Raw genomic sequence first — 20,503 nt, 5'->3', positions numbered from 1 at the left:
TCCCCCGACTTTGCTGCCTTGTCCACGGTGAATGTGCGCCGTGCGAGCGCCGGCATTGTTCTTGACGTAACGTTTTGAGACATCAGGAGTTTCCCCATGGGAATCCAGACCGCAGTGCGCATGGCCGCACTGTTACTGGCCGTGTGCGCGTATGCCAGCGCGTCGGCCGATTCTTCTTCCTCGCCCGCACAGTGGGCGCAATGGGTGCAGCGCCAGGTCAGCCAGCTACCGGCCAGCCGCGCCATCCAGGCGGAGCAGGAACGGTTGCTGGCGCAAAGCCGGGCTTTATCGCAGCCGCTTTATAACCCTTCATTGAATATCGACTACGAAGACAGCCTCGATATCACCCAGACCGTGGGCCTCAGCCAGACGCTGGACTGGTCCGGCAAGGCCCGCGCCAGCCGCGATGCCGTGGCGGTGCGTGATCAGCTGGCGCAGCTGCGTGGCGACAAGGCCCGCGCCCGCCTGTTGGCGGACAGCCTCAATGCGCTGGTGGCCCATGCCGCCGCCCGCGAGCAATTGGCGGCCGCCCGTGAGCAGGAACAGCAGCTGCGCGATCTCACCGACCTGATTCGCCGCCGCGAAAAGGCAGGGGATGTGGGGCAGGTGGATGCGCAATTGGCCTACCTGTCACTGGGGCAGGCTCAGCAGGCCCTGGCGGATGCGGAAAGTGCCGCCACCCGTGCTGCCACCACATTGCGCCAGCAACTGGCCAGCCAACAACCCGCGGTGGCCTTGCCGGCGGCGGACCGTTGGCAGGCCCCGTCACTCACCCATGGTGTCGTGCAACGGCTCCCCACCAGCTTCGATTTGCAGTTGGCAGAGCAGCAACTGGCGCTGGCTGAGCGAGGGGTGTCGGTGGCAGACAAACAACGCAACACCGACCCGACCCTGGGCCTGCGCGTGGGCCAGGAAGATGGCGAAAATTTGTGGGGCGTGGATTTCAGCCTGCCATTGAAGTTCTTCAATACCGGCAAGCCAGGCTATGAAGCCGCCCTGGCGGATAGTGAAGAGCGGCGTGCGCTGCTGGAGAAAACCCGCAACGACATTCAGGCCCGGCTGGACGGAGCGTTGAGCGATTACCAGCAGCGGCGCGAGCGCTGGGAAACCTGGCAGCAACTCACCGGCGATAGCCTGGCGCGCAGCGACACCTTGCTCAAGCGCGTCTGGCAGCAGGGCGAACTCACCACCCAGAACTATCTGCAGGCCTTGAATCAGCGGCTCGATACCCGGCTGGCTGGCATCGCCCTGCGCGATGCCATGCAGCAGGCCTGGGTGCAGTGGCTCTATGAAAGCGCCCAGCTCAACGACTGGCTGAACCAGCTGGCGGACTAATGATTGTTCTGTAGGAACCGAGCTTGCGAGGTAACAGCCGCAGACTGGCCCGAAGGGTGAGCGAAGCGAATAACACCGCTTGAAACGAGAAATTAAGCGAAAAATTACTGTAGGAGTGCCACTTGAGGCGCGAATAGTTTCTGCGACACGCGGTGCCAACTTCTTCGCGCCCTGAACGGCGCTCCTACAAAAAATGGAAAATTTTTTATGAAACCGAAAATGACATTTCACAAAACGCCTCTGGCCATTGCGCTGCTGGCCAGCCTGGCGAACCCGGCCTGGGCGGATGAAAATCATGACCATGCCCACAACGAAAGCAACGAAGCCGAACAGCATGCACAACAGGCTGCTCCGGATAATAGCGGTGACCATGATGAGCACGCTCATGGGAAGGAGGTTGGGAGCGCAGCGTCCCATAGTGAAGAAGCGGCACTGGAGCTGACCGCAGAACAACAAAAGATGCTTAACCTGCAGGTCATTACCCTGCAGCCTGATGCCGACGCTACCCGGACCCTGACCGTGCCGGCGGAAATTATCAGCAACCAGTACCGCACCTGGGTGGTGCCGGTGCGTATCGATTCCCAGGTGCAGTCTCGCAGTGCCACGCTTGGCCAGCACATGGAAAAAGGGGAGGCCATTGCCACCCTGTTCAGCCCGGCCATGGCGCAGTTACAAAGTGATCTGCAAGTGGCGGCGGATGGCTGGCGGCGGGTTAAAAACCTCGGCCGGCGTACCGTGGGCAACCAGCGCTATCTGGACGCGCAAAGTCAGTACCAGTCCTTGCGAGCCCGGGCCAAGGGTTATGGCCTCAGTAACAGCGCCATCGCTGATATCGAAGCCGGAAAAAATGAAAAAGGGGTTTATACCCTCACAGCGCCGGACGATGGCCTGGTACTGGAAGATGCCTTCCAGCAAGGGCAATGGTTAACCGCGGGCAGCGCCCTGGTCACGCTGGTGGATGAATCCGAATTGTGGGCCGAAGCGGCTTTACCGCCGAACCCCGGTTTGCAGATCAGCACCGGCACCCCGGCCCGCGTCATCGTGGGTGGCACATCCGTGGACGGCAAGGTGATCCAGTCTGGCCATCGCCTCAATCCCGTCACCCGTACCCTTGCGGTGCGAGTGGCGATTCCCAATGCGGGCCATCTGTTGCACCCCGGCATGTTTGCCGATGTGGCACTGGCGTTGGCGGCACCGGAGAACGCCCTCACCGTGCCGGAAGAGGCGCTCACCCGTAGCGCCGATGGCGATTGGCAACTGTTCGTGGAAGAAGAGCCTGGCCACTACAAACCCGTGGAAATCCAACTCAATGGCCAGCTGGAAAACCGTCGCATCGTCACGGGGATTGAGCCTGGCACGCGCGTGGTCACTCGTGGCGCGTTTTTTCTGGCCAGTGAAATGGCCAAGTCCGGTTTCGATATTCACAATCACTGAGGATCACCGTCATGTTTAATCGACTTGTCGATTGGGCGGTGAACAACCGCCTCATTGTGTTGCTGTTACTGGTTATCACCATCGGGGTGATCGGCTGGCAATTGCCCAACCTGAAACTGGATGCCTTCCCGGACGTGACCAACGTCCAGGTACAGGTGAACACCGAAGCCGAAGGCCTGGCCGCGGAAGAAGTGGAGCAGCTGATCACCTATCCCATCGAGGCAGTGATGTATGCATTGCCGCAGGTGGCCGAGGTGCGTTCCATCTCCAAGACCGGCCTGTCCATCGTCACCGTGGTGTTCGAGGAAGGCACCGATATCTATTTCGCCCGCCAGCTGGTGTTCGAGCGATTGCAGGCCGCACGGGAAGATATTCCCGACGGCGTCGGCACCCCGGAAATGGGCCCCAACACCTCCGGCCTGGGGCAGGTCTATCAATACCTGCTCACCGCGGAGCCCGGCTCCAATGTGGATGCCATGCAGTTGCGCAGCCTTAACGACTGGGTGGTGAAACTGCTGCTGATGCCCGTGGGTGGCGTCACCGATGTGCTCAGCTATGGCGGTGAAGTGCGCCAGTATCAGGTCAACGTGAACCCTACCCGTTTGCTGGCCTACGACCTGAGTCTGCAACAGGTCATGGATGCCATCGCCGCCAACAACCGCAACGCCGGTGGCTGGTATCTGGATCGCGGTGCCGAGCAATTGGTCATCCGCGGCATGGGCTGGGTAGGCAGCGGCCAGCAAGGGCTCGGTGACATTGCCGCCATTCCCCTCAAGGAAGTGGACGGCACCCAGGTGCGCGTCAGCGATGTGGCCAAGGTGGAGTTCGGCGGCGAAATTCGTCAGGGCGCCCTCACCATGACCCGCCGCGATGCTAACGGCGAACCGGAAGCCTTGGGCGAAGTGGTAGCCGGCATCGTGCTCAAACGCATGGGCGCCAATACAAAGGCCACCATCGATGGCATCAAGGAACGCGAAGCGCGCATCCAGCAGGCCCTGCCGGACGGTGTGCAGTTTGAGGTGTTCTACGACCAGGCAGATCTGGTGGAAAAAGCCGTCAGCACAGTGGTCACCGCCTTGCTGCTGGCCTTCGTCTTTATCGTCATCGTGCTGGCCCTGTTCCTCATGAACCTGCGCGCCACCGCGTTGGTGCTGTTGTCCATTCCGCTCTCCATTGGCCTGGCCTTGTTGGCGATGGCCAGCCTGGGCATGTCCGCCAATCTGATGTCACTGGGTGGTTTGGCCGTGGCCATCGGCATGCTGGTGGATGGCTCTGTGGTGATGGTGGAAAACATCTTCAAACACCTGAGCCGCAAGGAAGGCAGTCACGACTCACAGGGCGGCATCGCCTTGAGAGTCAAAGACGCCGCCCAGGAAGTGGCCCGCCCGGTGTTCTTTGCCGCCAGTATTATTCTGGTGGTGTTCCTGCCCCTGTTCGCCTTCGAAGGGGTGGAAGCCAAGATGTTCGTGCCCATGGCCATCAGCATCATGCTCGCCATGACCGCCGCGGTACTGGTGGCGCTGATCGTGGTGCCGGCGCTGGCCGGTTTCCTGTTCCGCAATGGCGTGGAAGAAAAGCCCAACAAGCTGATGCAGTGGCTGGAAGCCCGCTACCGCACCCTGCTGGGTAAAGCCATGCAGGCCCGCAAAGTGGTGGTGGGTGGCGCGGTCGGCTTGTTCGCGTTGGCACTGGCCACCACGCCTTTTATTGGCACTGAATTTGTGCCGGTGCTGGAAGAGGGAACGTTGGCGTTACGTGTGACGCTGGCCCCGTCCTCCAGCCTCGATACTGCGTTGGACGTGGGGCAAAAACTGGAGAAGGAAATCATGGCCTTCCCGGAAGTCACCTACGCGCTTAGCCGGGTAGGGCGTGCCGAAATCGGCGGCGACCCGGAACCGGTGAGCAACGTGGAAATCTATATCGGCCTCAAGCCTGTAGATGAATGGGAAAGCGCCAGTAACCGGCTTGAGCTACAGGAAAAGATCCAGAAGAAACTGGAAAAACATCCCGGCCTGTTGCTCAACTTTTCCCAGCCCATCGCCATGCGCGTGGACGAACTGCTCTCCGGTGTAAAAGCCCAGCTCGCCATCAAACTGTTTGGCCCGGATCTCGATGTGCTGCAGGAAAAAGGCGAAGCCATCACCCAGGCCGTGAAAGCCGTGGATGGCGCCACCGATGTGCAACTGGAACAGATCGCCGGTGAAGCCCAGCTGGTCGTCACCCCGGACCGCAACGCCCTCAGCCGCTACGGCCTGAGTGTGGATCAGGTCATGGATCTGGTCAGCAATGGCCTGGGTGGCGGCAGCGCCGGGCAGGTGATCAATGGCAACGAACGCTACGATATCTACGTGCGCCTGGAGCAAAACGCCCGCAAGGACGCCGAAGCTATCCGCAACCTGCGCCTGAAAGCGGCAGACGGTGCCTGGGTGCGGCTCATGGATGTGGCAGAGGTATCCCTGGTCTCCGGCCCGCCCCAGATTAGCCGCGACGACGTGCAACGTCGCGTGGTTATCCAGGCCAACGTGGCGGGGCGTGACATGGGCTCCGTGGTCGCCGACATCCAACAGGCCATCGACAGCGAGGTAGACCTGCCCGCCGGCTACAGCGTCGACATCGGCGGCCAATACGAAAACCAGCAGCGCGCCCAGCAACGCCTGGCCATGGTGGTGCCCGTGGCCGTAGGCCTCATCGCCCTGTTGCTCTACTTCGCCTTTGGTTCCGTGGCCCAGGCCGCCCTCATTCTGGTCAACGTCCCCCTGGCCCTTATCGGCGGCATCCTCGCCCTGGCGATCAGCGGCCAGTACCTGTCCGTGCCTAGCTCCGTGGGCTTTATCACCCTGTTCGGCGTGGCGGTGCTCAATGGGGTGGTGATGGTGGAAGCCATCAATCATCGCCTGCGCGATGGCGAAGCCCTGGAGACGGCGATCTTCGAAGGTGCCGTCTCCCGCCTGCGCCCGGTACTGATGACAGCGCTCACCTCCATGTTGGGGTTAATTCCCATGTTGCTGGCGACTGGTGTGGGGAGTGAAGTGCAGCGGCCACTGGCGGTAGTGATTGTGGGTGGGCTGGTGTCGGCCACGGCGTTGACGTTGTTAGTGTTGCCAAGTCTTTATGGGGTGTTTTCGAGGGGGAAGGTGGAGGAGTTGCAGCGATAAGCCGTTATCCCCGGCCTTGCGGGCCGGGGATAACATCCCGTTTTCACCCGCGCGCACGTTGAATTTGTAGGATATGGCTTACATAAATTTGTAAGTGGCTGAGATAAGGTGGGTTTTCAGAAAAGCGGATACAAGAAAAGTCCGAGTAAAAATTCCCGTTCAAAACGCAAGTGCAAGAAACGTCTGTTGAGAGTGGTTGCTGCTTTGTAGCTAAAATACTGATTGCCTTGTTATTTAGGGTGGCTTCAGGGAAAAGTCGGATTGGGGATATATTGCAAAGTGATATATAGCATCTGCAATTGAATACGCTGTTATGCAGAGAAGAAATGAGAAACATCGAATATAGTCATGGTTTTATGGGTTATGTACTTCGCTACCTTGGGGCGCCAGTTCTGATACTTCTTTCAGGGCTGTTTATCTTTATTGACTACTTGATATTGGTAAATTGGGAATCAAAGGATTCTCTTGTGAATATGGCCGTCTTGCCCGCTATTTCTTTGTTTATTATTCCGCTGTTATGGGGAGGTGCGTGGATGTGTCTTTCTCATGGGCGATCCTTTACCTGTTCATATGAAATAACTCCAAATGAACTTAAGGTCTTCGAGAAGGGTAAGGAGATATCTGCAATAAATATCCCCTTTTCAGAAATTCGATACAGGTGGTTGTTCAAAGCTTTTCTTGTCTCTCATGAAGACTTGGAGGGTGGGTCCGTTATCTTGATGAATAATGCCCAAAGAGAATCTATGTCATTTTCAGAGATTAAGGATGTGTTGCTTCCCCTCGGCAATACTAGGAAGGTATTGTGGTAATGCATAACAAGCGGCGGCAGGCAGACCAAATTTCCGCTCCTCCGTCGCTCCAATTCCACTGCTGCGCCGGGCGTTAAATGTCTATGATCGATCACGATAAATTTCGGGCCTTGGTTAAGCAGCTCTATGCAACGGTCAATGAGTTGGAAAACATGTTCCCGGGGAGGCACTTTACTCCGGACGGTCATATGGTTGGCAGTTTGGGTGAATGCCTCGTGGCCGACGCATACAATTTGGAATTGAAGACAGCGTCGAACAAAGGATATGACGCTGTCACCGAAACCGGCTTAGAAGTTGAGATCAAGGCTACGCAATCCAACTCTGTTGCGTTTCGGAGTCAGCCGCAGCATACGATCATCATCAAGATCCTGCGTAACGGTACATTCGAGGAGATCTATAACGGGCCTGGAGCCCTTGTTTGGGAGCAATTCAAAGGTAAACGGCTACCGAGTAATGGCCAGTTTCAAGTCTCTCTAAACAAACTCCGGCAACTCAATCAAACAGTGGCTCAAGCGGACCGTGTGCCTAGGGCCATTTAACAAGTCGCAGCAGTTCGCGGACGATGGCCGCCGGACGCCACTGTGCTCGGCGTTATGTGGGATGACAAAGAAGAATTAAGGGCACGCATGAATTGGAATTTTTCTTACGTGTCACTCAAGTGTCTCTTTATGAAAATCCGTATTACCACTGCATCAGAAAACGGTCACTAGCCTGTTGATCAGGACCCTCTGCTACGCTCCTTTCCTATTGCCCTCTGACCTCAATAGTCTCCAGGTTCTCCATTCCATCATCGGCTCCTGGGTTGCATGACGCGCTTTTCTGCGATGGAGTGGGGCGGCGGGCTTGCTCGGCTCGCTGTGTTGCTCTCTGGCACAAACCAGGTGCCAGAAGCAGGAGGACCGATGACGCGCATCTCTACAATCCTGGTGATTCTGGCGGCACTTTGTTGGGGGCTCTCTGGCGGCATTGGCAGCATGCTGATGGAGGAGGGATGGGGTGTGTTTCTGGTGGCGTTTTATCGTGGTGCCATCGGATTGCTGTTCGTGTTGGCCTGGCTGTGCTGTCGGCCGCTGAATCATGGCCTTGGTGATCGCCGGTTATGGGGCTGGTCGGTGGTGGCTGGCTTGGGGGTGGCCGGGAATTTTGCGTTCTATTTTTTGAGCATTTCCCACGGTGGCGTGGCCGTGGCGGCAACACTGATGTACAGCGCGCCGGTCTTTGTCTATCTGCTCTCCTTTGCGCTCCGGCTGGAGCGTCCGTCTACGGTAAAGTGGGCCGCCATTATGGTGGTCATGCTGGGCATTGTTCTGCTAACGCGGATCCATAATGTGGATGACGCGGGTGTCACCGTGTTGGGGGTGGTAGCCGGTTTGCTGTCGGGTTTGTGTTACGCGGTTTTTATTTTCGGTTTCAAGTATGCGGCGCCCCATGGCAGCCCCCAGGCGATTCTCTCCATTGCGTTCAGCGTGCTGGTGGTGGTGCTGGTGTGGCCTGCACAAACCGGTGAGGTGATGGCGGCGGCGCGCTCGGCAGAGTGGCCCCTGTTTGCCTGCCTGGGGGTGCTGGGCGCGGGGCTGTCGTTTGTGCTTTATGTTATTGGCCTGAATTACACCGCGCCGGCGGTGGCCTCCATTGTGGCCATGGTGGAGCCGGTAACCGCATCCTTGTTCGGGGTGGTGGTTCTGCAGGAGGCGCTGGTCGCCAGCCAGGTTCTGGGGATGGGTCTGATTCTGGTGGCGGTGACAGGACTGAGCTTGTATTCGGCGTCTGACGCCCTGCGGCGGCACTGGTGAGGCCAGCAGGGTGGCCGTTGGCAATAGCGTTCACTTTGTGGTCTTGCCAGCCGTTATTTTCTGTTGCGACTGATGAGTTATTGGAAAGCTTGTCGACGACCTAGGTTCTTCTTCCTGTTGGTCATGGGTGGTGAACTCGGCGGAGAGTTATGACGCGATGGCGAAAGAGTACACTGTGGGGCTTACCAGGGAATATCTTGCCCGTCCCAGGCAATAAAACGGCCGTGATCCTCCTGGGTAGCATTGTCGATAATCCAGGCCAGTTTTTCGGCAGCGTATTCTGCTGAGAACAGCTTGTCCGCCGGTACATTCCGCTGGAATGGTTTCGATAATGCGGTATCTGTGGTGCCAGGGTGTAAGGAAAGCACGCACAGTTGTGGTCGCCGTCGGCGGGTCTCAATGGCGAGGGTGCGCATTAACTGGTTCTGTGCCGCCTTGCTGGCGCGATAGCTGTACCAACCTCCCAAATGATTATCTGAAACGCTTCCCACTCGTGCGGAAAGACTGGCAAAAACCGTATGTTGGTTTTTCGGCATGACCGGGAGCAGGGCTTTTGCCAGAAGGATGGGGGCAAAGGCATTCAAGGTAAAAACGTTCTGCAGTGATTCCAGGTTTACTTCTTCGAGCTTCTTTTCCGGCAGTAATTCGTCAGGTTGCTGATGGAGCAGGCCCGCACAATTCACTACCACCTGCGGTGATAGTTCTCGCGCCTTAAGTTGTCCGGCTAAATCCTCCAGCTGGCTGGGGTGAGTAATATCCACGTCGAGGCAAACTAAAGGGAGCCCCTGCTGCTGCAGGGCGATCAATTCTGGTGAGCCTGTGGCGTGCCGGGAAACAGCGACAACATACCCGCTTGATCCGGTGTCGCCGGTTAACCAGTGGCGAGTCATTGCCAGACCGATACCGGCGCTGGCGCCGACAATCAGCCTGATGGGTGAGGTGTCTATCTGTCCGTTCATGGATTCAGTATGCGGGTAGACGGGCAAGAAGGGGTGAAGATTGTGAGGGGGGAGTGGCAGGGAAATTTTCCTCAGCTCCCCGCCATCACGCTCACGCCTGAACAAAATAGGTGAGTATGAAATTGGCTCTGATCGACCTGTTGCTCTCTAGTCATGGCACGGCACTATGTGGCAGCCGATAAATAACCCATACCCGGGGAGATGCGATGAAAGCGGTTGTTTGCCATCACGGTGAATTTGAGGTTCAGGACGTGGCGGATCCGGAACCTGGTAAGGGCCAGATTCTGCTTAACGTGCTGCGTTGCGGTATTTGCGGATCGGACCTGCATGCCCGGCATCATGCGGATGAGCTGGCGGAAGCCACCGAGCGTGTTGGTTATCCTCATATCATGCGTAGCCATGAACATGTGGTGCTGGGGCATGAGTTTGTGGGGGAGATTGCAGACTACGGTGCAAAAACGCACCGTCGCTGGAAGCCAGGAAAACGTGTTGTGGCCATGCCCATGCGTCGTAATAGCGGGGTGGCACACCTGACAGGTTTGTCCACTCAGGCGCCCGGCGCCTATGCCGAACGTGTGCTGGTGGAGGAATCGCTGGCTTTTCCTGTTACCAACGGTATTTCTGATGACCACGCTGCCCTGACTGAACCCATGGCGGTGTCTCTGCATGCGGTGAATCGCTCCGGGATCAGTCGCCGGGATACGGCGATTGTGATTGGCTGCGGCCCCATTGGGCTGGGTGTGATTGCCATGCTGAAAGCCAAGGGTGTGCGGCATATTGTGGCCAGCGATTATTCCCCAACGCGGCGCAAACTGGCCCAGGCCATGGGTGCTCATGTGGTGGTAGATCCGTCCCAGGGTAGCCCCTATGAGGGCCTGGCCAAGCGGGGCTTTGTGGTCAATGCGCCGCAATTGTTTGATATGGCACTGGACGGCATGGGCATGTTGCGCATGACGCCGTTCCCCTGGGAGCCACTGTGGCGGGCGGCGGAAGTGGCCGGGGTCACCGAGCCCAAACGCCCGGTGATTTTTGAATGTGTGGGCGTGCCGGGTGTTATTAACAGCATCATCGCCGAGGCGCCGCTGCGTTCCTGTGTGGTGGTGGTGGGGGTGTGCATGAAGACCGACAACTTTGTGCCGGTGAATGCCATTAACAAGGAAATTGATCTGCGTTTCGTGCTGGGTTACATGCCCATCGAATTTCGCGATGCTTTGCACATGATCGCCGAAGGCAAGGTTAATGTGGGTCCGCTTATCACCGGCACAGTCGGGCTGGCCGGGGTGGATGAGGCGTTCACCGCATTGGGCAATCCGGAGCAGCATGCCAAGATTCTGATTGACCCCCGCCAGCCTTAGCGGAGCAAGCCTTTTTAACGGAACGGTTTCGGGGGGAATGCCCCCCCCGTATGCTTGTTGTCAGCTCATCCGCGATCGCCCGCGAATCATATCCACCGCTTTCTCCGCAATCATCATGACCGGTGCATTGGTGTTGCCGCCAATCAGTGTCGGCATGATGGAGGCGTCGATGACGCGCAACCCTTCGATACCGTGAACGCGCAGTTGTGGATCAACCACGGCAGTGTCATCGGTGCCCATCTTGCAGGAACCCACCGGGTGGTAAACGGTGTCGGTGCGTTGGCGGATGACCTCGCGGATTTCTTCATCGCTGTTCACGTTTTCGGTGAACATATCCTTTTTCATCCAGCGCTTGAGTGACGGGGCTTCCATGATGTTCCGGGTAATCTTGTAGCCGGCGACCATGTCTTCCATGTCTTGTGGGTCGTCCAGGAAGGCCGGGTCGATCAGCGGCAGGTCGTCCGGATTGGCGCTGGCCAGTTGCACGCTGCCGCGGCTGCGGGGGCGTAACAGGCAGACATGGCAGGAGTAGCCCTGGGTGTAATGTTTCTTGCGACCGTGATCGTCCACCAGGGCAGTAACCATGTGCAGCTGCAGATCCGGCGCGGAGAGCGTCGGTTGTGTTTTCAGGAAGGCGCCGGCTTCCGCAAAGTTGGACGTCCACAGTCCGCGCCGTTCCTTGCGGTAGGTGCGCATGGCCATCAGGGCTCGCCACATGCCACCCGGTGAGAGGCCAAAGGTAGCAGTGCTGTCGGTGGTGTAACCGAAAATGAAGTCCGGGTGATCCTGCAGATTCTTGCCGACACCGGGCAGGTGGTGCACCAGGGGGATGCCATGTTGTTTGAGTTCGCCGGAATCACCCACCCCGGATAGCATCAGCAGTTGAGGGGACTGGAAGGCGCCGGCGCAAAGCAGCACTTCCTTGCGAGCGCGGAGGGTGCGCAGCTGTTTGCCCTGCTTGAATTCCACACCGACGGCGCGTTTGCCCTCGAATACAATGCGCTGCACCTGGGCCAGGGTTTCCACGGTCAGATTGCTGCGATCCAGATGAGGGAACAGGTAGGCCCGGGCACTGCTCCAGCGCTCGCCGTCTTTCTGGGTGACCTGATAGACCCCTGCGCCTTCCTGCTCGGCGCCGTTGAAGTCATCGGTAATGGGAATGTCGCACTCTCTGGCGGCATCCAGAAAGTAGTCCTGGAAAGGGTTGCCGGTGCGGCTGTCGCTTACCCAGAGCGGCCCATCGGTGCCGTGGTACTCGTTGTCGATGCGTTCATTGTGCTCACTGAGCCGGAAGTAGGGGAGCACATCCTGATAGGACCAGCCGTCATTGCCCTGTGCGGCCCAGTGGTCGTAGTCCTCGCGGTGGCCGCGGATATAGACCATGGCATTGATGGCTGACGAACCGCCCAGGCATTTCCCCCGGGGTTGAAAGCCCTGCCGACCGTTGAGCCCTTTCTGGGGGACGGTCTCCATGACCCAGTTATTGATGGGCTTGGAGAGCATGGCCACGGCGCCGGAGGGGACATTGACCAGCAAGCCGTCCCCCTGGCCGCCGGCTTCCAGCAAGCAGACACGGGTGTCCGGGTCTTCACTCAGCCGCCCGGCCAGGGCGCACCCTGCGGAGCCGCCGCCGATAATGAGATAATCGAATTCGTTTTCCACGATAGCTTCCCTTTTATTGTTTATTTTCGCGGTGCGGAACGACGACAGCACCGGCTTTACCGGTTTGTCACGGGCGTAAAGATTCTGGCCTCGATGAACACGCAAGGCGTTTTCAGAGGCTCCTTGGCAGGTTAGCACTGGTTTTTTGTGGCAGTAAGTACTGTTTTTGTCAGCCACGGACAGGTAGGTTGAGCCACCTGAACGGGATTTGTTGATGGCGGTGGAGTCATAATGATTAATACCAAGATGCACAAGGCGGTTTACGGTCTGGCTGAGCAGCTGATGGAGGCTGACAGAAAAGGGCATAAAGACAATTTTGAGTCGTTGTATGCCCAGCTACAGGCGATGTGTGTCGACAACGAAAAAACCGATAAAGATCATCCTGAGCAATGGGAAACCCTGGCCGACTTCACTGAAGAGCTGGACGTGGCGTTGAGCCTGTACGAAAAGGCGCTGGGCAAAGCCCGTGATATGAACGCGAAGGACTATCTTTCATCAATCGCGTTTTCCATGGCGACGTTGCAAGTCGAGTTGGGTAAAACCGATGCGGCAATTCAGAGCCTGGCGGATGCCAAGATCAGCGCCAACAAGATTGAAGATAAAGAACTCAAAGCCGACATTGAGGAATTACTGGAGCGTTTGCAGGAGGGTTAGCAGCGGAGAATGGCTGCTCGTCTCGGTGACGTGTCTGCTGGGGGCAGAAAAACGCCGCGCTTATGCGCGGCGTTTTTTTGTGCTGTCGGCGGTGCCGGTATTGGCCACAGTCCCTGCCCGCACTTTGCTGGAAACGTAATTGGCGGGCGGCTCTTCATAGAGGCTCTGGTAGCTGAGATTGACGATGGATTCCGATGTTTTTGGCAGCAGGTAGTACATGGCCAGTGCACCCTTGCCGAACACGCCCAGCTTGCGTTTGTCCTGGGTGATGATCATGTCGAGCATCCAGTTTACGGCGGTTTCCGGCGACATGACCGGCATGTATTTGTAGATTTTGGTCGGTGCAATCATGGGGGTGCGCACCAGCGGATAATTCAGTGAGGAAAAGCGCACCTTGGTGTGGGCGTATTCATTGGCTGCCACCCAGGTCCAGCCTTCCAGCGCCCACTTGGAGGCCAGGTAGGCGGAAAATCGTGCCGGGTTGGCCTGCACGCCCACGGTGGAAACATTGATGATGTGTCCTTCGTTACGGGCTTCCATGCCGGGTAACAGATTCATGGCCAGCCGGATGGAGGCCAGATAGTTGAGCTGCATGGTCCGTTCGTAATCGTGGAAGCGCCCCACGGTGAATTTTATGGAGCGGCGAATGGAGCGCCCGGCGTTGTTGATCAGAACATCCACCCGGCCATGGTCCTGCAGAGCTTGTTCGCAGAGGCGGTCGCACTCTTCCAGATTGGACAGGTCGCCGGGGTACACGAACGCCTGGCCGCCGCGTTGGTGAATGGCGTGGGCGATCGCCTCCAGCTTCTCCTGATTGCGTGCCACCAGCAGCACAGTGGCGCCGGCGTCAGCCAGCTTGTCTGCCACCAGGGCGCCGATGCCGGAGCTAGCACCGGTGAGCAGAATAACCTTGCCGTTGACCCGTTGCTGCAATGCTCTGCTGGGCGCAACGGCACGCTTGAGATGCCAGGCCCAGTGATCCCGTAACCGGTTTACGTAAGGCAGGACTTTGGGGGTTCTGAATTTCACGGCATTGGACATGGTGGGCTCTCGGCTTGATTGATCTCGGGGGCTAATGCATCCAGTGTAACCTGAGCATATACTCGGAAATACTCGGGTTTATCCGTTGGCGAGGTGTTAGGTTGTATGGGGCAGATTCGCTGGAAAGTCTCTGATTTTGCTGTCAAAAAAGAGCCCGGGCAGGCCCGCTCGAAAGCCTCGGTACAGGCGATGGTGCAGGCATGTGCTCGGATTTTGGAGCGCCGGGGATACGCTGGCTTGAGCACCAATGCCATTGCGGAAGTGGCGGGGGTCAGCATCGGGTCGGTGTATGAATACTTTCCCGGCAAGGATGCCATTGTAGCGAGGTTGGTGCAGGACATGGTGGCAGAGGTCAGGGCGATGCTGGAAGGTCGGTTGGCCCTGACAGACAGCCGCAATGACTTAAACAGCGCCATGCGATATTTTCTGGGCGCGATTTACAGGCTAATGCGCAAGCATCGAGAGTTATTGCGGGTGTTGGTTTTCCAGGTGCCTTACCTGCACCAGTTGCCGGCCACCCGGCAGTTGGAAATCGAATTACAGCAGGTCTTGATGGCAGGGCTGGATTATACGCGGGAGCAATACGCCTTGAGCGCCCAGCCGCATACCTTGTACCTGATGACCACTTCCGTTGCCGGCACGCTGATGCATCTGGTGCTGGTGGCCCCGCCAGCCATGGAGCCGGAAGGCATACTGGATGCACTGGCAGAAAAAATGACAGCCTGGCTGATTGAGGGTTGAGGGGTTTTTTATCCAGTCTGTACACATTAATAATAAGCGATTGAGTGAAACCGGGAGCCCGATGAAAACAGTGTTGATCCTCGTGGATGTGCAGAATGTGTACTACACGACACGGCAGGCCTTTAACCGCCGATTCGATTACAACCAGTTCTGGTCGACAGTGACAGCAGAGGGGCAGGTGGTAAAAGCCATCGCGTATGCCATCGATCGGGGTGATAAAAAACAGCGTGAGTTCCAGAACATTCTTCGCGCTATCGGTTTTGAGGTAAAACTGAAACCGTTTATACAACGCTCTGATGGCTCCGCCAAAGGGGACTGGGATGTGGGAATCGCAATTGATGCGCTGGAATATGCTGCGGAGGTGGACAGCGTGGTGCTGGTCTCCGGAGACGGTGATTTCGATCTTCTGGTGGATAAGTTGCGAGTGGACAAGGGCAAGCATGTCGACGTCTATGGCGTCGCGCCACTGACCGCGGATTCATTGGCCCGTGCGGCGAGCCGGTTTGTTCCCATTGAGGGGGACCTTTTACTGTAATCGCGTTTTGACGGGGCAGTGTGGTTATCGGTGGTTGTCGCTTTACGCAATTTGCTACCCTGTGCCGCTCACGTGCCAGGAGAGATTGATGTCAGAAGCCGCCCTTGAAGCCTTGTCCGATATGATCACGGAAGCGCATACGCGCATCCAGCAGACCTACGAGCATATTAATCCAGTGGTGGGTGTGCGCCGTGGCATGCGTGATGTGGGTATTCCTGCCGATGCCATGACCATTGATTGCCTGCAGACACGGGGACGCATTGTTCTGATACTGCATGATGAGCAGCCCGGTGTGCTTCTTTATCAGTTTGGCACTATTGATGAGGACGCCGGCGAGGATTTTCAGCGCATGGGTCTGGCCGAGGTGAGTGCGGAGACGTTATTTACCTGGATGCAGGATTACTTTTCCGCCTGAGTCAGCAGGCAGTCGTTGGGGCCATTTACCAGCGTCAGTATTCCCCCAGCGTCAAAAAGGGCACCAGTGTCACCAGTATCAATACCGTGACGGCGATCAGCACACCCAGCGCGCGGCCGGGCTGATCGCGCAAGCGGCCACCCAGCGTTGGTGCGGTGCCATCCCGCTGGGCTTCCTCGAAGCGTTCCCTTTCCCGCCGGGTGCGTTGCTGCTGATAGTCTTCCATTAGCGCCTTGGCGCGCTCACGGTCTGTCGGGTTGGTGAGCCAGATGCCCCCGGAAGAAATACCCCACAAGCTCGGTGTCGTTTCGTAGAACGGGATCTGCTGCTCATTCAACAAAGTGCGCACTTCCTCGGCCTCGTCGTCCGGTACCTGGCGCAAATTCAGCAGTAGTGTGGTCATGGCGTATCACCGTTGGTGGGGCGTGGTCGTTGCTGTCTGTCTCGGTGGCCATTATCGCATTTTCCCGCGCGTTTTTGCTTTCTTCCTGTCAGGGCTCCCTAGTACAGGATGAAGTGGCTGGCCCAGCCGCCGATATACAGGCCCACGCCGAACACGCCATGGTTGAGCAGGCTTTGCAGCCGGGCCTTGTTCGGTGCCGGGGTGCGCGAGGCGGCGATGCCTGCCCCCATGCCCGGCTGCATGAGCAGGAAAGGGGCCGCCACGGTAACCAGGCCGATCAGGATAGGTAGCCCGGCAGTAGGGTGGTCGATCCACGCCTGCCCTCCCGTGGCCAGTAGCAGGCTCGCAAAGACAATGCCGATCAGGTAGTGCGCCAACCATCCGCTGACGGTTTCTCCTGCTACCGGTGGGGATTGAGTGATCGGGTTGTGCCGGAATTGGCCGTGGCGCATATGCAGTATCCATCGCCCGACCAGCCCGTAGTTGGGGGCGGCAATGGCGAAGGCCCGTTGACGTAGTACGCTCCAGCCATCCATGACCAGGGTGGCGGTGATCCCGGTGATCAGGACAGTGAGAAAACAGGTGGTGGCAGTGGCCATTTCAGGTGCCTCGTTGAGGGTGTAGTGGTAACGTACTACTTCAAGTCAACTTGAGGTCAAGGCCGTGCTGGATATTTCAGAAGTAGCGCAGCGTGCTGGATTGCCTGCATCGACCCTGCGCTATTACGAAGAGAAGGGATTGATCATGTCCACGGGCCGGCGGGGGATAAAACGCTTGTTTGCGCCTGTGGTGCTGGATCAACTGGCGTTGATTGCGCTGGGCCGGGCAGCGGGGTTTTCACTCGACGAAATCGGCGCCATGTTTGATGCCCGTGGCGAGCCACAGATTGACCGTCAAACCCTGGTAGACCGGGCGGATTCGCTGGACGTCACGATTCGCCGGTTGTCTGCCATGCGGGACGGGCTGCGGCATGCGGCAAAGTGTCAGGCCCCCAGCCACCTGGAGTGCCCACAGTTTCGGCGCCTGATGACGGTGGCGTTGGCCAGGAAGAAGGGAGAAAAAGCGCGGGGGTCTGCGGGTGCGGGCCGGTTCGGAAAGCCGTGATGGTTCTGGCGTTGAGCAGCAAGCGTACATTGATGTCACCAGGGTGGTGAGTATGGATAGAAAAGAACGATCCCGCAGGATGCAGTATTCCAGCAACCGCGGAGGCGCTCGGCATACGGTGCGCTATGTGGAAAGTTCGGCACCACCGGAAGGCGAGTGCATGCTTTGTGTCGGCTCGCTGGCCGACGCTGAGCCGGTGCAATGGGTGGGGCCGGTGAGCGACCCGCGCCCTTTGCTCATGCAATGGTCGCGACGCCGCCTGTAGTGTCATTGTCGGGTGTTTTCTTGAGTGCTAATGCTGGCTTCCCCGGCCTTGTCACCAGAAATAAAATACCGCGCCCACTGCCACTGACGTCAGTGATCGCTCATCGATGATCGGGCTGTCTGTAATGCCCTCACCGAGATAGTCCTCTTTTACCACCGCCAACAGGTGCCAGTGCTTTCCCGGCGTCCAGATTCCGGTCAGGGCCGCCTGATAGTTCAATGAACTGTGCTCGCCATAAGCGGGGCGCCCCGGCGCTGTTTCGTCATCCGCCACACCGTAGAAATGTTCGACCAGTCGGCCGTCCTGCCATACCAGCCCCAATGAGGGCGCGATGGTGAAGTCTCCCCAGTTGAATCCCCGGCTGACGGTCAGATTTGCTTCGGTGCCATCGCTTTCCCCGCCGACGTCTTTCAGGGCGTTGGCGGCTACCTGAAACAGCGCATGTTGGTATTGATAGGATACGCCGGCAAAGACGGTGCGGTGGGTGGTATCAATGCCATTGAGTTCACCGTCATCGGCAAAGCTGGATTTCACTTCATAAAAGCGGGGTGTCAGCAGCAGCCCAAAGACGCTGTTATCGTTTTTGAAAAAATCCAGCCCCGCATCAAGGCCTTCCACGCTAAAGCGCTTATAACGAATGGAGAAATAAGGAAGCCCTTCGTCCTGGCTGTCGACGCCAACAAAGGGGCGTTCGGTTATCGAGGTGGTGGCGCCGATGCCGAAGTGACTGGTGTCGTCCAGCGGTGCCCGTGATAGCGGGGTATTGATGGCCGTGGGAGCTGCTGAAACGGCAGTACTGGCACTCATAAGAAAAAGCAGACAGGAAAAGCGTTTCAATGTGCCAAGCAGGGCTTGTCGAATAGTGATCATGGTGACTCCGGGAAAGACGTTGAATTATTTTTTTGCGAAAGAAAGCCGCCCACAGCTTGTACGGGATGTGGGTCGGTGAGTTGACTGATCCAGACCACCAGCCCTGTTTGTTCCTGCCCTTTATCGGGGGGAGCGGGAAGTGGCAGCGTTAGCGAGGCCGTTGGCATTGGCTGATGACTCCAATGCAGCACCACGAAATCATGCTTCAGGGTTTTTCCCCTGTTTTCGCCTCGACGGATCGAGGACTGCAGGCCGGAGCCAATCCAGGCCACGTTCAGGTTGGCGTTATTAGGCAGGGTGCCGTTGAAAGTGGCGTGGAGGGTATGGTTGGCATAGCGAATGGACAGATTTCCCACTTCTTCATGAGACAGCGCGCGCTGCCAGTGGCGGTTGCGCTGGAAGAAGCCGCGCCATTCCTTGCCATTGATAAAGAAGCCGGGCGTGTAGACGCGACCGGATTCGTGCAGCTGGGCATAGCGCCTCTGGCGGTTACTGTAATCCGGGCTGGCATAGGGATCGGCCCAGCCGATGTAATCCCAGTAGTCCACATGAAACGCCAGCGGGATAAAGGTTGTGAACGCCTCTTCCTGCTCTCCCAGCGAGGCCAGGAAGCGATCAGCGGGTGGGCAGCTGCTACATCCTTCCGAGGTGAAAAGCTCAATCAGTGACACCTTCTTTTCGCCGCTGTTCAGGATCAATGGTGTGCTGTCGGCATACAGCGGTGCAGAAAGCAGCAGCAGAGCCAGACAAAAAAATGAACGCATAACGAGCCTTTGCGCGTGTTCAGTTATTGCTTCGATGCGCAGGAGCCGTGTTCGTTACAGATGGTGGCAGGGTGTAATGGGGTGACTGTCTGCCACGGGAAACCCGTGGCGGGATGGATGTATTAAAGAAAAGGAAAAACGGAAAGAAGGGGCCCGCATCCGTAAGAGAATGGAGAATAACAGCCCATGACGTTCAGGCACTCTTCCTTTGCGCCGGTTTGTCAAAACCGTTCAGTCCTTCCAAAAACAGCAGTTGCTGGCGGATCACGCCGCTGAATGTCGGCTCGAAATAGGGCTCGAAGTGGTTGGCGTCAATGCTGGCGATGGTCAGGTTGGGATTGTTGACGCCGCGGATGGCGCTTTCCACAAAGGGGGCGACAGAATCCTGGCTGGCGCCCAGCAACAGGGTGGGAATGCGGATGTTCTTGAGACGCTTGAAAGGTCGGTAGGGCCCCATGGTCATCATGGAGCGGGCCGCCACGCGGTTGTCGTAGCGACGGCCGATGCTGGTTTCGGCCAGTTGCAGTGCCTTGCCGGCATCGTCCCGGTCCATGGAGGAAAACGCTCCGGGCTCACTGACCACAGGCAGATAGATAGGCTGGCCCGGCTTGAGCAGGTCGGCCATGGCGTAGAGCCCAAAGCGTAGCAGTCGTGGCAAGGGGACGGCGCGCACCGCGGCCATGCCATCAAGCATGGGGACCTGGGCAATGGCCCCGGCCAGTTCCGGGTGTTCGGCGGCCAGCTCCACCACATGGCCGCCACCAAAGGACGAGCCCCACAGCACGATGCGACGGGGATCGATGCCCGGCTGGCTTTTCAGGAAGGCCAGGGCGGCGTCGCCGTCGGCTACCCGCTGGCGGGCGGAAATGACGTGTCGCGGCAGGCCGGCACTATCGCCCCAGCCGCGATAATCAAAGGTCATCACCGCGTAGCCAGCGCGGGTAAATTCCTCATAGTAGGACACCGTTAGCGCATCCTGAATCCCGCCCCAGCCGTGCAGCATTAGGATAGCTGGCAGTGTTTCTGCCGTGGCCTTCGCTGGCCGGTGCAGGGTGGCTGCACACCAGGTCCCGCTAGAGTAAAAACCGGTTCGCTGGCTGTCACAGGTCAGGTCCTGGGGGCTATGTCGCAGGGTATCCATGGTCGGGCTCCAGTTATCTTGTATGGTATTCAAGAGCAAAGACTAGCATTCTTGAATACCATACAAGA

General features: G+C 58.0%; 21 protein-coding genes. 13 read left to right on the top strand and 8 right to left on the bottom strand.

Annotation, left to right across the window (positions count from 1 at the left end; genetic code table 11):
• Positions 1 to 96 precede the first annotated feature (96 nt).
• The 6 genes from ADG881_RS08730 to ADG881_RS08705 all read left to right on the top strand — a co-directional run bounded on the left by ADG881_RS08730 (position 97) and on the right by ADG881_RS08705 (position 8,526).
• The gene (locus ADG881_RS08730) at positions 97 to 1,335 is read left to right on the top strand and encodes a TolC family protein (RefSeq protein ID WP_039926473.1); all 1,239 of its coding nucleotides are present in this window, start codon (positions 97 to 99) and stop codon (positions 1,333 to 1,335) included.
• A 219-nt stretch (positions 1,336 to 1,554) separates the two neighbouring features.
• A complete protein-coding gene (locus ADG881_RS08725) occupies positions 1,555 to 2,769 on the top strand; it encodes an efflux RND transporter periplasmic adaptor subunit (protein ID WP_232211712.1) in 1,215 nt (404 codons plus the stop codon).
• An 11-nt stretch (positions 2,770 to 2,780) separates the two neighbouring features.
• Entirely contained in the window at positions 2,781 to 5,924 is a 3,144-nt protein-coding gene (locus ADG881_RS08720) for an efflux RND transporter permease subunit (protein ID WP_007149189.1), read from the top strand.
• A gap of 326 nt (positions 5,925 to 6,250) precedes the next feature.
• Positions 6,251 to 6,733 carry a hypothetical protein gene (locus ADG881_RS08715; protein ID WP_156790373.1) on the top strand — a complete coding sequence of 161 codons (483 nt, stop codon included), beginning with the start codon at positions 6,251 to 6,253 and terminating at the stop codon, positions 6,731 to 6,733.
• Positions 6,734 to 6,810: 77 nt separating this feature from the next.
• On the top strand, positions 6,811 to 7,272 hold the full coding sequence (locus tag ADG881_RS08710; RefSeq protein WP_198005001.1) for a hypothetical protein: 462 nt from the start codon (positions 6,811 to 6,813) through the stop codon (positions 7,270 to 7,272).
• 363 nt (positions 7,273 to 7,635) lie between these two features.
• Positions 7,636 to 8,526, top strand: a complete 891-nt coding sequence (locus ADG881_RS08705; RefSeq protein ID WP_007148991.1) for a DMT family transporter — start codon at positions 7,636 to 7,638, stop codon at positions 8,524 to 8,526.
• Between the two features lie 182 nt (positions 8,527 to 8,708).
• Here the strand turns inward: ADG881_RS08705 and ADG881_RS08700 are convergent, their stop codons facing one another.
• Positions 8,709 to 9,485, bottom strand: coding sequence for an SDR family NAD(P)-dependent oxidoreductase (locus ADG881_RS08700; RefSeq protein WP_007148638.1), 777 nt, complete (start codon positions 9,483 to 9,485; stop codon positions 8,709 to 8,711).
• 206 nt (positions 9,486 to 9,691) lie between these two features.
• On the opposite strand from ADG881_RS08700, the gene ADG881_RS08695 reads away from it, so the two are divergent.
• Entirely contained in the window at positions 9,692 to 10,840 is a 1,149-nt protein-coding gene (locus tag ADG881_RS08695; RefSeq protein WP_007150052.1) for a zinc-binding dehydrogenase, read from the top strand.
• 60 nt (positions 10,841 to 10,900) lie between these two features.
• On the opposite strand, the gene ADG881_RS08690 is transcribed toward ADG881_RS08695, so the two are convergent.
• Positions 10,901 to 12,808 (bottom strand): GMC family oxidoreductase, encoded by a 1,908-nt coding sequence (locus tag ADG881_RS08690; RefSeq protein WP_369699527.1) that lies wholly within the window; start codon positions 12,806 to 12,808, stop codon positions 10,901 to 10,903.
• Between ADG881_RS08690 and ADG881_RS08685 the strand changes: the two genes are divergently transcribed.
• Positions 12,734 to 13,156, top strand: coding sequence for a hypothetical protein (locus ADG881_RS08685; protein WP_039926470.1), 423 nt, complete (start codon positions 12,734 to 12,736; stop codon positions 13,154 to 13,156). The genes ADG881_RS08690 and ADG881_RS08685 overlap by 75 nt on opposite strands.
• Before the next feature lie 60 nt (positions 13,157 to 13,216).
• Here ADG881_RS08685 and ADG881_RS08680 read toward each other — a convergent pair whose 3' ends face one another.
• Positions 13,217 to 14,197, bottom strand: coding sequence for an SDR family NAD(P)-dependent oxidoreductase (locus tag ADG881_RS08680; protein ID WP_007149121.1), 981 nt, complete (start codon positions 14,195 to 14,197; stop codon positions 13,217 to 13,219).
• 189 nt (positions 14,198 to 14,386) lie between these two features.
• Between ADG881_RS08680 and ADG881_RS08675 the strand changes: the two genes are divergently transcribed.
• The 3 genes from ADG881_RS08675 (at position 14,387) to ADG881_RS08665 (ending at position 15,888) form a co-directional block, all read left to right on the top strand.
• Positions 14,387 to 14,938, top strand: a complete 552-nt coding sequence (locus ADG881_RS08675) for a TetR/AcrR family transcriptional regulator (RefSeq protein WP_039927335.1) — start codon at positions 14,387 to 14,389, stop codon at positions 14,936 to 14,938.
• A gap of 61 nt (positions 14,939 to 14,999) precedes the next feature.
• Positions 15,000 to 15,473 (top strand): NYN domain-containing protein, encoded by a 474-nt coding sequence (locus tag ADG881_RS08670; protein ID WP_007150359.1) that lies wholly within the window; start codon positions 15,000 to 15,002, stop codon positions 15,471 to 15,473.
• Between the two features lie 88 nt (positions 15,474 to 15,561).
• Entirely contained in the window at positions 15,562 to 15,888 is a 327-nt protein-coding gene (locus tag ADG881_RS08665; protein ID WP_007148970.1) for a hypothetical protein, read from the top strand.
• 34 nt (positions 15,889 to 15,922) lie between these two features.
• On the opposite strand, the gene ADG881_RS08660 is transcribed toward ADG881_RS08665, so the two are convergent.
• Together ADG881_RS08660 and ADG881_RS08655 are read right to left on the bottom strand one after the other, a co-directional pair.
• Complete coding sequence (locus ADG881_RS08660) at positions 15,923 to 16,291, bottom strand: DUF6164 family protein (RefSeq protein WP_007151228.1); 369 nt, start codon at positions 16,289 to 16,291, stop codon at positions 15,923 to 15,925.
• A 98-nt stretch (positions 16,292 to 16,389) separates the two neighbouring features.
• The gene (locus tag ADG881_RS08655) at positions 16,390 to 16,890 is read right to left on the bottom strand and encodes a DUF2938 domain-containing protein (RefSeq protein WP_007149279.1); all 501 of its coding nucleotides are present in this window, start codon (positions 16,888 to 16,890) and stop codon (positions 16,390 to 16,392) included.
• Between the two features lie 64 nt (positions 16,891 to 16,954).
• Here ADG881_RS08655 and ADG881_RS08650 point away from each other — a divergent pair, with 64 nt between their 5' ends.
• Positions 16,955 to 17,395 (top strand): helix-turn-helix domain-containing protein, encoded by a 441-nt coding sequence (locus ADG881_RS08650; RefSeq protein ID WP_007148868.1) that lies wholly within the window; start codon positions 16,955 to 16,957, stop codon positions 17,393 to 17,395.
• A gap of 52 nt (positions 17,396 to 17,447) precedes the next feature.
• Positions 17,448 to 17,660, top strand: a complete 213-nt coding sequence (locus tag ADG881_RS17540; RefSeq protein ID WP_155136420.1) for a hypothetical protein — start codon at positions 17,448 to 17,450, stop codon at positions 17,658 to 17,660.
• 51 nt (positions 17,661 to 17,711) lie between these two features.
• Here the strand turns inward: ADG881_RS17540 and ADG881_RS08645 are convergent, their stop codons facing one another.
• The 3 genes from ADG881_RS08645 to ADG881_RS08635 all read right to left on the bottom strand — a co-directional run bounded on the left by ADG881_RS08645 (position 17,712) and on the right by ADG881_RS08635 (position 20,435).
• On the bottom strand, positions 17,712 to 18,530 hold the full coding sequence (locus ADG881_RS08645; RefSeq protein WP_007150328.1) for a MipA/OmpV family protein: 819 nt from the start codon (positions 18,528 to 18,530) through the stop codon (positions 17,712 to 17,714).
• The gene (locus tag ADG881_RS08640; RefSeq protein ID WP_007150150.1) at positions 18,527 to 19,294 is read right to left on the bottom strand and encodes a DUF1223 domain-containing protein; all 768 of its coding nucleotides are present in this window, start codon (positions 19,292 to 19,294) and stop codon (positions 18,527 to 18,529) included. The genes ADG881_RS08645 and ADG881_RS08640 overlap by 4 nt, the downstream gene beginning before the upstream one ends.
• A gap of 193 nt (positions 19,295 to 19,487) precedes the next feature.
• Entirely contained in the window at positions 19,488 to 20,435 is a 948-nt protein-coding gene (locus ADG881_RS08635) for an alpha/beta hydrolase (RefSeq protein WP_007148317.1), read from the bottom strand.
• Positions 20,436 to 20,503: the final 68 nt, after the last annotated feature.

It is taken from the genome of Alcanivorax sp. DG881 (assembly GCF_000155615.1).
Classification (GTDB): Bacteria; Pseudomonadota; Gammaproteobacteria; order Pseudomonadales; family Alcanivoracaceae; genus Alcanivorax.
Note: the sequence above shows the minus strand (reverse complement) of the source record. Positions and strands in the feature narration are given on the sequence as shown.

What these genes read in the sequence shown, in the direction of transcription:
- ADG881_RS08730 (WP_039926473.1), top strand. Translation starts at nt 97, where the DNA reads ATGGGAATCCAGACCGCAGTGCGCATGGCCGCACTGTTACTGGCCGTG.
- ADG881_RS08725 (WP_232211712.1), top strand. Translation starts at nt 1,555, where the DNA reads ATGACATTTCACAAAACGCCTCTGGCCATTGCGCTGCTGGCCAGCCTG.
- ADG881_RS08720 (WP_007149189.1), top strand. Translation starts at nt 2,781, where the DNA reads ATGTTTAATCGACTTGTCGATTGGGCGGTGAACAACCGCCTCATTGTG.
- ADG881_RS08715 (WP_156790373.1), top strand. Translation starts at nt 6,251, where the DNA reads ATGAGAAACATCGAATATAGTCATGGTTTTATGGGTTATGTACTTCGC.
- ADG881_RS08710 (WP_198005001.1), top strand. Translation starts at nt 6,811, where the DNA reads ATGTCTATGATCGATCACGATAAATTTCGGGCCTTGGTTAAGCAGCTC.
- ADG881_RS08705 (WP_007148991.1), top strand. Translation starts at nt 7,636, where the DNA reads ATGACGCGCATCTCTACAATCCTGGTGATTCTGGCGGCACTTTGTTGG.
- ADG881_RS08700 (WP_007148638.1), bottom strand. Translation starts at nt 9,485, where the DNA reads ATGAACGGACAGATAGACACCTCACCCATCAGGCTGATTGTCGGCGCC.
- ADG881_RS08695 (WP_007150052.1), top strand. Translation starts at nt 9,692, where the DNA reads ATGAAAGCGGTTGTTTGCCATCACGGTGAATTTGAGGTTCAGGACGTG.
- ADG881_RS08685 (WP_039926470.1), top strand. Translation starts at nt 12,734, where the DNA reads ATGATTAATACCAAGATGCACAAGGCGGTTTACGGTCTGGCTGAGCAG.
- ADG881_RS08690 (WP_369699527.1), bottom strand. Translation starts at nt 12,808, where the DNA reads ATGCCCTTTTCTGTCAGCCTCCATCAGCTGCTCAGCCAGACCGTAAAC.
- ADG881_RS08680 (WP_007149121.1), bottom strand. Translation starts at nt 14,197, where the DNA reads ATGTCCAATGCCGTGAAATTCAGAACCCCCAAAGTCCTGCCTTACGTA.
- ADG881_RS08675 (WP_039927335.1), top strand. Translation starts at nt 14,387, where the DNA reads ATGGTGCAGGCATGTGCTCGGATTTTGGAGCGCCGGGGATACGCTGGC.
- ADG881_RS08670 (WP_007150359.1), top strand. Translation starts at nt 15,000, where the DNA reads ATGAAAACAGTGTTGATCCTCGTGGATGTGCAGAATGTGTACTACACG.
- ADG881_RS08665 (WP_007148970.1), top strand. Translation starts at nt 15,562, where the DNA reads ATGTCAGAAGCCGCCCTTGAAGCCTTGTCCGATATGATCACGGAAGCG.
- ADG881_RS08660 (WP_007151228.1), bottom strand. Translation starts at nt 16,291, where the DNA reads ATGACCACACTACTGCTGAATTTGCGCCAGGTACCGGACGACGAGGCC.
- ADG881_RS08655 (WP_007149279.1), bottom strand. Translation starts at nt 16,890, where the DNA reads ATGGCCACTGCCACCACCTGTTTTCTCACTGTCCTGATCACCGGGATC.
- ADG881_RS17540 (WP_155136420.1), top strand. Translation starts at nt 17,448, where the DNA reads ATGGATAGAAAAGAACGATCCCGCAGGATGCAGTATTCCAGCAACCGC.
- ADG881_RS08645 (WP_007150328.1), bottom strand. Translation starts at nt 18,530, where the DNA reads ATGATCACTATTCGACAAGCCCTGCTTGGCACATTGAAACGCTTTTCC.
- ADG881_RS08640 (WP_007150150.1), bottom strand. Translation starts at nt 19,294, where the DNA reads ATGCGTTCATTTTTTTGTCTGGCTCTGCTGCTGCTTTCTGCACCGCTG.
- ADG881_RS08635 (WP_007148317.1), bottom strand. Translation starts at nt 20,435, where the DNA reads ATGGATACCCTGCGACATAGCCCCCAGGACCTGACCTGTGACAGCCAG.